At 34.9% G+C, this 11,564-nt stretch carries 11 protein-coding genes; 6 read left to right on the forward strand and 5 right to left on the reverse strand.

Annotated features, from left to right (window positions below; all coding sequences use genetic code 11):
• Positions 1-209: 209 nt before the first annotated feature.
• Positions 210-734 (forward strand): NUDIX hydrolase, encoded by a 525-nt coding sequence (locus AC59HZ_RS30905; protein ID WP_496549534.1) that lies wholly within the window; start codon positions 210-212, stop codon positions 732-734.
• Positions 735-819: 85 nt separating this feature from the next.
• Here the strand turns inward: AC59HZ_RS30905 and AC59HZ_RS30910 are convergent, their stop codons facing one another.
• A complete protein-coding gene (locus AC59HZ_RS30910) occupies positions 820-1,215 on the reverse strand; it encodes a hypothetical protein (RefSeq protein WP_496549535.1) in 396 nt (131 codons plus the stop codon).
• Positions 1,216-2,059: 844 nt separating this feature from the next.
• Here AC59HZ_RS30910 and AC59HZ_RS30915 point away from each other — a divergent pair.
• Complete coding sequence (locus tag AC59HZ_RS30915; protein ID WP_496549536.1) at positions 2,060-2,530, forward strand: hypothetical protein; 471 nt, start codon at positions 2,060-2,062, stop codon at positions 2,528-2,530.
• A 166-nt stretch (positions 2,531-2,696) separates the two neighbouring features.
• Here the strand turns inward: AC59HZ_RS30915 and AC59HZ_RS30920 are convergent, their stop codons facing one another.
• From AC59HZ_RS30920 to AC59HZ_RS30930, 3 genes are all read right to left on the reverse strand, one after another.
• Positions 2,697-3,245, reverse strand: a complete 549-nt coding sequence (locus AC59HZ_RS30920) for a DUF3231 family protein (protein ID WP_496549537.1) — start codon at positions 3,243-3,245, stop codon at positions 2,697-2,699.
• Between the two features lie 169 nt (positions 3,246-3,414).
• A complete protein-coding gene (locus tag AC59HZ_RS30925; RefSeq protein ID WP_496549538.1) occupies positions 3,415-4,257 on the reverse strand; it encodes a tyrosine-type recombinase/integrase in 843 nt (280 codons plus the stop codon).
• 296 nt (positions 4,258-4,553) lie between these two features.
• Positions 4,554-4,850, reverse strand: a complete 297-nt coding sequence (locus AC59HZ_RS30930) for a hypothetical protein (protein WP_496549539.1) — start codon at positions 4,848-4,850, stop codon at positions 4,554-4,556.
• Between the two features lie 531 nt (positions 4,851-5,381).
• Between AC59HZ_RS30930 and AC59HZ_RS30935 the strand changes: the two genes are divergently transcribed.
• Together AC59HZ_RS30935 and AC59HZ_RS30940 are read left to right on the forward strand one after the other, a co-directional pair.
• Entirely contained in the window at positions 5,382-5,795 is a 414-nt protein-coding gene (locus AC59HZ_RS30935) for a hypothetical protein (protein WP_496549540.1), read from the forward strand.
• Between the two features lie 138 nt (positions 5,796-5,933).
• On the forward strand, positions 5,934-6,419 hold the full coding sequence (locus AC59HZ_RS30940; protein WP_496549541.1) for a CDI toxin immunity protein: 486 nt from the start codon (positions 5,934-5,936) through the stop codon (positions 6,417-6,419).
• A gap of 844 nt (positions 6,420-7,263) precedes the next feature.
• Here AC59HZ_RS30940 and AC59HZ_RS30945 read toward each other — a convergent pair.
• The gene (locus tag AC59HZ_RS30945) at positions 7,264-8,064 is read right to left on the reverse strand and encodes a COG4705 family protein (RefSeq protein ID WP_496549542.1); all 801 of its coding nucleotides are present in this window, start codon (positions 8,062-8,064) and stop codon (positions 7,264-7,266) included.
• A gap of 440 nt (positions 8,065-8,504) precedes the next feature.
• Here AC59HZ_RS30945 and AC59HZ_RS30950 point away from each other — a divergent pair, with 440 nt between their 5' ends.
• Both AC59HZ_RS30950 and AC59HZ_RS30955 read left to right on the forward strand, forming a co-directional pair.
• Positions 8,505-10,319, forward strand: coding sequence for a LysM peptidoglycan-binding domain-containing protein (locus tag AC59HZ_RS30950; RefSeq protein ID WP_496549543.1), 1,815 nt, complete (start codon positions 8,505-8,507; stop codon positions 10,317-10,319).
• Between the two features lie 514 nt (positions 10,320-10,833).
• Positions 10,834-11,124, forward strand: a complete 291-nt coding sequence (locus AC59HZ_RS30955) for a hypothetical protein (RefSeq protein WP_496549544.1) — start codon at positions 10,834-10,836, stop codon at positions 11,122-11,124.
• Positions 11,125-11,564: the final 440 nt, after the last annotated feature.

The raw sequence follows: 11,564 nt of genomic DNA on the forward strand, positions 1-11,564 counted from the left end.
AAATTAAATACGGGATCCTGGGATTAAAAGGATTGAATGGAACTTCCACTTGAAGAATAGATTTTGGATAGCTTCCTGTATTTGAAATCCAGCTGCCAATGGCGGCTTTTTTTGCTTGTTCCACTAACGGGGCAGGTTAATTGAAGAAGGATTTAAATGTTACCATATAGAAGTTAACCGTAATATGGGAAATAAAAGAGATAGTAATTATGAGTAAAAGTAAACCAGTCGATGAATTAAACTTAGAAGACTTCAAAGAAAGTCCGATATGGGAATGGGCAACTGAAAAGCCGATTGTTTTAGTTGTTAGTGTTTCAATAGTTAAAGAAGAAGAAGTTTTATTGATTAAAGAAAACAAACCAAATGTACTGAATAAATGGAATTTTCCAAGTGGACGAATTGAAATGGGAGAAGACATCCCTTATGCAGCTAGAAGGGAAGTGAAAGAAGAGATGGGACTAGATGTGAAACTTACATATACAACTGGTATTTATAACTTTATTAGTAGCTCCCAAGACCAAGTTATTATGTTTCATTTTATAGGGCAGGTTACCGGGGGTTCAATATATCTTGAAGAAGATGGAATTACAGACAGTGCCTGGGTGAAGATGAGTGATTTAGTAAAGTCTAAGGATGAAGAACTTCGCAATCCAAGCGTTATAAAACAAATAGCCAATAGTCTTGTTAATAAAAGTTACCACCCTATTAATGTATTCCATAAACAAATTAAGTAAAATTCCTTGTTCAACAAACGGATGCAAGAGTTCAAGATGGGGATCGCTGCGGCGGTCCTCTTTCTTGTTGTGCTAACGAAATAGTTTAGTTGCATATGATAATATATAATTTTTCATTAATTAGCCAAGATGAATTATCTATTAAAAATGATGAATATGGTTTTAACCCTCTTGAGGACAACGGATGCCCATCAAAAGCCTCATCATTTGGAGGACCAAATATTGTTGAGTTACAGCATTTAAATGTGATTATTGCCTTTGGTTCAATTTCCTCCTTGCCCCTTTGTCGTGCTTCATTGAAGACTTGCATGAACTCTCCAGTTGCTAGCTCGACAATTTCACTTTCATAATTACTATCTGCTTCTTGCGTGAAATAAGCAACCATTGTTGTATTGTCGTCAGATAAAACGACTGGACAAGGAGCACCAACAGAAGATTGGGGAATATTCTCTAAGCGTAAAACTTTATCTTTTTTATCCACCTTATACATATTTCACCCACGAACATTAATAAAAATGAATGAAGTCCATCCTTGTCACAATTTAAAAATGTTCAAAGAATTTAAGCATTTTATTTTGACTTTTCACGATTCTACTTTTGAATGCATAGCAAAAGATTTTGAAGTAGAAATAGTAGCAGATACTTTTACAAATGTAATTAGTTTAATGCAGAGAAAACTTAAGTAATTCTATTTTGTTCAACTATCATGGAACAAAATTAATGTTCCATCCTCTGTGGTGTAGCAATGGTGCATGGATGGCTAAGGGATGAAATACTTTAAGAAGGAGTTGCGACGCCGACTCTTTTTTTTGTTGTTGATCAGCTAAAGGAGCAGGATAGTTTAATAAAAAAATAACCCTTACATATAAAGTAAGGGCAAAATAATTATATAAGAAATTGATTAATCACACTAAAGGCTAAACAAGTCATTGCTGTAATTAAGGATGTTTTTTCAGAATTGTTACCTCTGGTAACGTAGTCTGCTAATATATACTTAAACGCTGTCATCGCATTGTTCCTTATTAAAAAATATATTAGGAAAAAATAAAATGAAAGTGCATACCAAATAAAAATAGACCCAGAAATAACGGCAATCAATACAAAAAAAAGAATAATGTAAAACAAAAATTTTCTTATTTTAACACACCCCACAAGTAACTTGTATAGATAATTTTATCATATTTTAGTTCAATTAACGGAGCTTTCGTTGAACAATAGGGTTGCTGCGGCATCCCCTTTTTTCTTATTCAGTTAAATGGCAGTTTAGTTAAACAAGAACAACTGATAAAATAACAATACATTATGATAAAAAGGTGTTGCTATATTTGGAGCAAATTAGAATTTATAGAGTTTCTATACTGTTTATCGGAGTTTTAATAACCGCTGGATTTGTATGGTCTATATTATTTGTTTTGGCTTTAATACAAGGGGCTTCCTTAACTTTATTTATTACATTAATTTTCCCATTTACTTTTATTGGATATGCTATTTACCTTTTGAGGAAAAGAAATGAGGGTAAGGGATTTTATTGGGATGATGAAGGAATTGTAATCGACTTAAAAGGCAATAAGGTCTATTGGGAGGAAATAGAAGATATTAAGTATTCAAATGTAAGGGGTATGAAATCTACGGTGATTTATCCTCACTATACAAACCACGAAAAAATTAGAATTCGCCGAGGTAAATCGCTTCCAACACCTGCACATTCAATTGATTGGATTTTAATCGAAAAGGCAAAAGAATATCACAAAAATTTAATGAAAGTTTGGGAAGAAAAAAATAATACACCAAAATAAGGCTAACTTTTATTAGACTCCTTATTCAAGTAACGGGTGCAAGAGTTAAAGATTGGGATGGCTGCGGCGATCCCTTTCTTATTTTACTAACGAAGCAGGTGGAAGAAGGAAATTTCGCATTTGACACAAAAGGGGACATACAAGGAGGAATATAAGTACCACTACTTTAATTGCTAGGTGCCCCTGGTGGATAGTAGTAAGGAGGAACTTTAATCCAACCTCTTTTACGCATCGCAGTTTTAAGTTCCATACCAAATACTATTTTCTCAGTATGGAATCTTGCCCACATTAGACCAATATCATTGCGGATACATTGGCTTATATTGGTAGAACTCATTACGATATTTGTCGCAATTTTTGCTGAAAGGAAGTTTGCGATTTCCTCATCCGTCATTTTCGTTCCTAATGGTACACTATTTGGATCAGATTTTGGTTTTGACTCCGACGATTGTGACAAAGGTATGCCTTCGTTAATCATAAAACTTTTCAGGATATTCAATTGGTGTTCACCGAGACTTTTTGATTTATTTAACAAGTTAATTAACTCTTCATCCGTAGTTGTATTTAAAGATGCTTCAATTACGGGGACTTCTTCTGCTAAAGCAGCGTAATATAGCCAGCAGCCCATAGCTTCACCTATATGGGGACGCGGTTTAGGCTCAGTATCAAATGTTGTTTTTAGGTAATCGAAAACTGCTTCAAAGATATTTGGCATTAAAGTTCACCCTCATTTTTAAATTTTAAGTTTATTATTTCCAATAAAGTGAAATTAAATGTGGTTCACTGTTCGAAGATATTACGCAAAAAATGATAATCCTTATTAAACAAATGGGTGCGAGAATTAAAGAAAGAGCAATGCTTTTTAATGCATTGCCTTTATGAGTTCAATTTAAAAATACTTGCAATAAAGCTCTCCTTAAACTCCCACTTAACTGTGCATATATCCTTGTAGTCTCACTTTTCTCATGACCTAGTAAGCTCTGGATCACTTCAAGAGGTGCACCATTATTCAGCATATGAGTGGCATAACTGTGCCTTAGCTGGTGCGGATGAATCGATTTATTGATCCGTGCCCGATTCGAAATTCGTTTGATGATATATCTCATCTGGGCAATACTCATTCGATGAGGATACCGTTCTGTAACAAAAATGGCTGCATCGCCATCCTGGCGTTGATCAAGGTATCGTTTAAGCCAAATTTCGCAGCGGATGTTAAAATACACTTCCCTCTCCTTATCCCCTTTTCCTCTCACAATAGCAGAACGGTTAGACCAATTAATTCTACTCTTCTCTAAGGAAACAATTTCTCCTATACGGCACCCAGTGGAAAACATGAATTCAAACAAAGCCTTCTCCAATGGGCTGGTGCAGGCTTCACGTAAATGTTCAATTTCAAATTCTGTTAGAAACTTTGGAATTCGTTTCCCTGCTTTAGGTTCCTTTATTTTGGCGGCGGGATTTTTTGAAATATGACCCTCCTCATGTGACCAACGAAATAATGATTTCATAAAACGTATTCGGTGAGCCAAACTTGAAGGTTTTAAGGTTTCGCTTGACTTTGCAAGGTATTCTTTAAGTTGAACTGTGGTTATAGTATTAAGTTTAACATCCTTAAAATATCTAATAAGTAATGTGGCTTGGAGTTTATATGCCTTTAATGTTTGTGGTGAAAATCCTTCTATTCGTTTATCCGATTCATACATTTCCCATGCTTTTGATAATAACAATATACTTCTCTCCCTAAAATTTCTTTTTTAGAGGAATTATTGACCTGTTTCTTGAAATTGAAACGGAAGATCCTATCTAACTAATGGGGTAGTTAGGCGAAGAACATGAAGAATATGAGTTTTTTTGTTAAACGTTCTTGGTGCATATAATATTAAAAGAAAAAGAACTCATTATTGAGTTCCTTCCTCTAGATATTTCACCCGTTAGCCACATATGCAGCAGTTCTTCAAAATCTGAGGTTAACGGAAAATTTACATTTCCTTGTTAAATTTATTGGAATCCTTATGAAAAATAGCTACTTATTTATAGAGTTAATATTATTGCTCAGATCACGATTATTGGAAGCTGTATTCTTATCTGCTTCAGCCGACTCCACCATCTGGTTACCAATAACACCGCCTGAAACACCACCTATAACAGTACCAATTAGTCCAAATGGAGCACCTATCATAGCACCCGCAACGGCATCAGTAAAAGTTCCTGTTGCTTCACCAAAGTCGCTGGTACCTTGATTAGTAGTACTACCAACTTGGTTGTCGCCACTTTCTTCTACATTTTTGCCAAAGTTATTGCGTTCGTTACTGTAATTCATCTATTCACTTCCTCGTTTATTAATAGGGAATATACTAAATATGAATGCACACCATCTTAAACATATACTACCCAGCTGAAGTAGTTTTACTCACTATATGTTTAGGAAGCACACTTTATCCTCAGTAATGCAGCTATAAAAGGTATACACCAAAGGCATTGCTTTAAAAAGGGGTGCTTTTTTGTTTTTTCAACAAACGGGGAAGAATAAAAAAAGACACGAAAACGATGGTTTAGATGGTTCTGGAGCTGATTCAATCATCGGTGCCATCGTCGCTTTATTCGTTGTCATCTTTTTGAGACTGTTACCATATCAGGTCACCAAAACATTGTTATTTATATTTGCCTTTATTTGTTTTTGTTTTAGTGTTTATGCGTTACTCACTTACACTAATGGGTGCTTGAGTTTAACAAAGAGTCGTAGCTGCGACTCTTTTTCTTGTTCCACTAACGGGGCAGGTTACTTGAAGAAGGAATACGTGCCTCTAGCATAGAATAAAGTACCGAATCATTGTTGAAATGAGGTGCTTTTGTGGATTTAGGTTTCTATAGAAATTTACCTGATTATTTGTCGGTTAAGGAAATAAAATCTCATTTATGCGAATTATTTAATTATATTAAATTGAATTATGCTACCAGTCCTTTAATCATATCTGAATCCTTATGCGAACTAGCGGAACGGCAAAGTAATACATTGGAATATTTAGAAGATGGTTTGAAGCAACGTATTGATAACTGGGTAATTTGCAATTGGGACATTGACAATTATAAATTAATAGATAATTTATTGTCTTTAATCGCTTTATTGGGACTAGAAAAGAGTTTTGATAAAGTTAAAGCTTCATTAACAAATACAAATTTGAATATCGATTTAAGAAAAGAAATTGAAGATACCATTAAAGAGTTAGATGGGAACGTTAATGACCCTTATTCAGGTATGAACTGAAATGTTATTGTGCTAACGGATGCATGAGCTCAAGAATGATTGATGCGGCGGTTTTTTTGCTTGTTATGCTAACGTGGCAGTTTAATTTAAGAACGTGGTACCTTTATAAATAGTCTGCTAGTAAAGGAGCATTATCCTGTGAATAGAGAAGAAAGAAAAAAGCGTTTAGAATATCTAATTCAAGAAAGAAAGAAACATGAAGAAAAATTGGAAAAAGAGCAACAAATTTCAGAGATGTTAGAACTGTTCCCCGAAAAGGACAAAGTTGATATATTAGATGAGAGCGAAAGTGATAAGATTGAAAGTAATATGACAGATTGTTTTCCGATTGCATATTGGGGAAGAATTGATTGGGAAAAGGTGAGTAACAAAATTATTCTTACTAAAGAAGATATATTGAATATCCCTACCGTCCTATATAATCAATCTTTGGACGATTCAGTTCCTGTTTACCTTATTGTTGGGATATATAAATACCCATTGGTAAAGACCTCCTTATTTACAATACTAGAAAGCATTGAGGATATTATGGATATGGGACCAGACCAATGGATTTATAGTCCATCGTTAAAATATGTAATTGAATTTTGTCATGATGATGAAATAACAATAGGTTGGATATGAGGTGCTTATTAAGCTAACGGGTGCAAGAGTTAAAGATCGGGATGGCTACGGCGATCCCCTTTTTATATTGTGCTAACGAAGCAGGTTAGTGTAATAAGATTTGTGGTAACTTTTATGAAGAATGCGGTTACAAATTTAGTAGTAAAATTTTTTGTAAAGGAGGTGGCTATACTGAAAAAAATTTTAAAGATAAATTTTTATACTCATTTAGTGGCATTCATCTTAATATTTGGGATTTTACTTTGGTTTCACTATTCTTGGGAGATAGCATCATTAAATTCAATAGCTGTAGTTATTGTTAATGTCTTTTTAGAAAAGCCTTTACAGATAATCAATAGAAATCGTAAAAGATATTTTCCAAGGTTTCTGTGGATTATAATATTCGTTATTATTTTTTCTATTTTAAATACAAGCAATCTTTCCAAAATAGAATTACTTTGGATTTATGTTTTGGTATTGTATGTATTAAACATTATTTTTCCTGTGAAACCTGGAAGTTGAGTAGAATTCCATTAAGCTAATTCTGGGCAAGAGCGGAACAAAGGGTTGGCTATCGGCAGTCCCTTTTCTTATTGAACAAACGGGTGCAAGAGTTTAAGATTCGGCTGTTAATTTGGCAGCTCTTCCTATTAGACTAACGTAAGCAGTTTAGTTTAAGTATATTTCATCACAAAGTTAAAGAAAAGTCGATCTTCCAACTGGGAAAATCGACTTTTCTTCCGTAATAGACAAACTATTTCATTAAAACAAAAAGTTCCCGACGTACCAAATAGCATTTAATGCACAATCAGTATTTTTATATTTTGCAAATGGGCAGGTATCGTATCATACGGGATCAATTTTACTAAGAGGCTCTTTCCTCTTCGTCTTTAATTTCCACGCTTATTGCGGGTGATCCTCCTCGAAAAACAACTAGGAGAATAATAATGATCAATAAAACAAGGCTAACCATACCTTTGTCTATTCCCAGACCACCGTGGCTATGAGACGCTGCTAACCAATCCGAGAACGAGGCACCTACTGGACGTGTCATGATATAGGCGAACCAGAAAGCAAAAATTTCATTAAGACCAAATAATAGGTAACCCAAAGCTGGAATAACAAGCAAGACAGTAAATAGTAAACCTGAAGAGAAGTAGCCCAAGTGCATGCTTGATGCGGTCATATCCCCTGCGGCAGTACCAAGTGCAAATGTTACCATTACAGTAAGCCAGTAAAAGACCTCACGACGACGGGTAAAGATGCTGTGTACAGACAGAGTTTTTTCTTTGGAATACCATGTTATGAGAACCAAAGCGAGTGCCACCATAAAGAATATGGTTGAAACGATGTATGGAATGCCCAATCCTACACGAACCACATCCGCAAACGTTGTACCAAATATACTGACCATAACCACAACTAACCAATAGACTCCCGGTATATATCGGCGCACTTTGAACTGCAATATCATGGCAGCTATGAAAATAAGGACACTTAAAGGTGCTGACACAAGTGGATTTAGCTTTTCGAATAAATAATCGGATGCCACTTCACCCATTCCAGTAGTCAGCAGTTTAGTGATCCAAAAGTAAAGTGTAATTTCCGGAACTTTAGCAAACATTTCTTTTGCCTGATTCATGGTGGGCGATAAAGATTTGTTCATATTTTAAGACCTTCTTCCAATAATCTTTAATGACAATTGAGCAATTTTTTTATAGTAGCTTTTTCCTCTTTGATTAGCACTTTTCTTTCCTCTTGACGCTAGTCTTTACTATATAACATATAGGGGAGCTATTAATTAAAACTTGATTAAAATTAACTTAAGTGTCTATTAAGTAAAGGCGGGGTTAAATCCTCATTAAGTTCCTTTTGAAAGGTTTGTGAAGAAATGCACTTAAAGTAATGGGTGCAATAGTTAAAGATCCAACTGCATTTTTTGGCGGCTTTTTCCTTATTATGTTTAAGGAAGTTAGTTGCTTAAGTAAAAAAATGAGGGTTCACATTGTAAATAGCTGAGTGGGAATATTTGTTCATTGTTATGGTTTTGAAAAAAGAATATTATCATTTTGTAATGATATATTTTAATAGAATAGGAGAATAACATTGACAAAACCATTCTTTAAAATCTTTACTTTTCTTTTTTTATTATCTATTTTCGCAATACCACAACTTGCTTCTGCGCAAGCGGAAGTTGTTTCTTTTAACCTATCGTCAAACACTGTTGCCTATCAAGGTAATAGCGTACCGGGCTACACAACTGTGGAATTAAAAACCACCGAACCGACTCGTGGATATCTGTTAGTTGTTGGTAATGGCAAACAGGTAAAAATCAACTTATCAACTACGGAATATAAAACCGACCACAAAGTGGACTGGGTTCCTTGGGATGATACAAATAAAATGCCTCTTCCGGCAGGCGAATACCAGATTAAAGCTTATCTAACCGATCAAGCATTTAATCAAATGGCAGGGTATCCGCTTGGAAAACTTACTGTGGTTACAGAAGCCAATCCTAAGCCTTTAATTGATCAGGTTTCTGTAAATCCGGCAGTATTTTCACCTAAATATGGGTTGCAGACTCAAGCACAAATCCCTTATACCCTTAACCGCCCGGCAGAAGTTCAGCTTACGATCCAAAAAGACGGAGTTGAAATTTTTGCAGGCAATAATGTAAAACTTTCAGCAGGAAGCCAAACTGCCAACTGGAACGGTACGGACAAAACTGGACGAATCGTTCTAGACGGTACCTATGATATTGTTTTTAAAACAATCGAAACAGCATATAACTATCCTGCTACAAGCCAGCTTTCGTTGAAAGCAGGGACAATTACAATTAAAGATGGAGATTATAATATGCCGGCTTGGAGATTGAAAGAAATAGTTTCTAATTCTGCATTTAATACATCTGTTTTTAGTCCTAATGGAGACGGGGTAAATGATGTCGTTACTGGACAATTTACATTACAGGAGCCAGCAAAATTATCCATCTTTATAGCAAATGCAGCCGGTGCTCATGTGAACAAGGTCGTGAACGAGCAAGAATTCGCTGCCGGCACTCATTCCTTTGAATGGAATGGGACAGACATGATGGGCGGCAAGGCTCCGAATGGAAGCTATTTTATTAAGATACAGGTAATTGAAGGACCTAATTCGGGATATATCACTTTTGCTAATTCCACTAAAATTGAAGGCAGCACTGTAATTAAAGCCTTACAACCGGAAAAGAGAGTTAGAGTGATTAGTGAAACGGCGCAAATGTCAGTCGATCCGATGGCTCAGGGATATATAGCTGTAAAAGGCGATACATTTGCCTTAATGTCTGAAACCATTGAAAACGGTAAATATACGGTTCTTGTCAAGGAAGGTGTAACGGGTACCATCAATACAAGCGATGTTGAACTGGTTCCTGAAACACCTACTGTTCAAAATACTGTTGATTATACCGTTGTAAGTGGAGATACATTGTGGAAAATTGCGGCGAAATATAATACGACAGTCGCAGAAATAGTTGCCCTAAACAACTTGGACCCTAACAAGTATCTAACCGTAGGTCAGACTTTAAAAGTTCCTGCAAAAATTACTGAACCTGTACAGACAACTACAACTTATGTAGTTCAGTCAGGTGACACTCTTTGGAAGATTGCGCAAAAGTTTGGAACAACAGTTGATGCGATTATTAAAGAAAACGGAATTGACCCGGCAAAATATCTATATATTGGACAGACACTAAAAATTCCTGCCAATAATGCTGTTAAGCCTCCGGTTGTCCAACCAGTGATTTATACAGTACAAAGCGGAGATACTCTTTGGAAAATCGCTCAGAAATATAACGCCACAATTGACGCGATTGTAAAAGCAAATAATCTTGATCCAGCTATGTACCTTTCAGTTGGGCAAAAACTAAATATTCCCCAGTAACATTGAAACCAAAATTAATTAAAGCCTATTCTTGAATTGGATAGGCTTTTTTGTTGTGTATACGGACGGGAGGGGGGTTATATGAGAAGGGAATCTGCTTCGGGAGGTCCCTTTTCTTGTTGTACTAACTGGGCAGTTAAGTTCAATAAAGGGATTAATAACATAGTGTTAAATTCCCATTATAAATATCCTGAAAATCAATTATTATTTAATGGTTATAAACTTAAAATTAAATGTGCGGTTGAAGCATCTAGGAGAAACAAATGAAAACATATTTTTTGGGAAGATTTAAAAAAATTTTACGGCGATTTTCAGGATTAATAGGCGTTATGATAATAATTACTTTGGTCAATTTTTTTAGAAATAGCAAGCTAGATACCAATTCATTTATATTATTTTCTTAAAGGACTTAATCGTTATAATCATAATCATTGAAATAATATTCTTAATCATTTGGTTATTTAAACGAACAAAACAACCAGAATAAATTTCCCCCTATTGGAGAGAGAGAAATATGAAACTAAGTGACCGTTTTTTTAAGAACAGAGTAAAGCGTATTGTAATTACTCAGTTAATATTGACAATCCCAATGATAATTATCGTATTTTTAATCTTTACATCAAACACTGTGAATTTTTTCTATAATGAAGTTACAGGAATTATTCTTGCAATATCTATGTTTTTAAATGGAATAGAACAATATATTTTAAAAAAGAAAAGAGTTTCAATTGCATTCTTTGTCCTAACATTATTCATCATTTTAGTTGTCATCCAAACTTTTTATGTTGCAAGTTTAAAGAGATAGTCCGTTTCTTTTTTCGATAAGGATTGTGAAACATTATACTTAAAGTAACGGGTGCAAGAGTTCAAGAGGATCGCTGCGGCGGTCCTTTTTCTTGTTGTGCTAACGAGGCAGGTTAGTTCAGAAGTATCTACAAAGAACTGGGTTTATATGGTAAAGTAAATACAGGAAATAAAAAATCCACGGGGGGATTTTACGACATGAATATCTTCGTACCATTGTTAATACTAGCTATTCTTGTTGGGGTTGGATTTCTATTGTTTATTCTAATTAAGTTGTTAAAAAAATAAAGTTTGAGGTGACTGCTCAAAATGGGCAGTCACGTTTTGTTTAAACTGGATAGATTGTGAAGAATTACACTTAAAGTAACGGGTGCAAGAGTTAAACAAGAGGTTGCTGCAGCAGCGTCTTTTTTTCTTATTGAACTTACGAAACAAGATAGT

It is taken from the genome of Neobacillus sp. DZ-9, from assembly GCF_059587065.1.

Excerpts from the sequence above, each read along its gene's own strand:
- AC59HZ_RS30945 (WP_496549542.1), bottom strand. The coding sequence starts at position 8,064 with ATGAACAAATCTTTATCGCCCACCATGAATCAGGCAAAAGAAATGTTT.
- AC59HZ_RS30930 (WP_496549539.1), bottom strand. The coding sequence starts at position 4,850 with ATGAATTACAGTAACGAACGCAATAACTTTGGCAAAAATGTAGAAGAA.
- AC59HZ_RS30955 (WP_496549544.1), top strand. The coding sequence starts at position 10,834 with ATGAAACTAAGTGACCGTTTTTTTAAGAACAGAGTAAAGCGTATTGTA.
- AC59HZ_RS30905 (WP_496549534.1), top strand. The coding sequence starts at position 210 with ATGAGTAAAAGTAAACCAGTCGATGAATTAAACTTAGAAGACTTCAAA.
- AC59HZ_RS30920 (WP_496549537.1), bottom strand. The coding sequence starts at position 3,245 with ATGCCAAATATCTTTGAAGCAGTTTTCGATTACCTAAAAACAACATTT.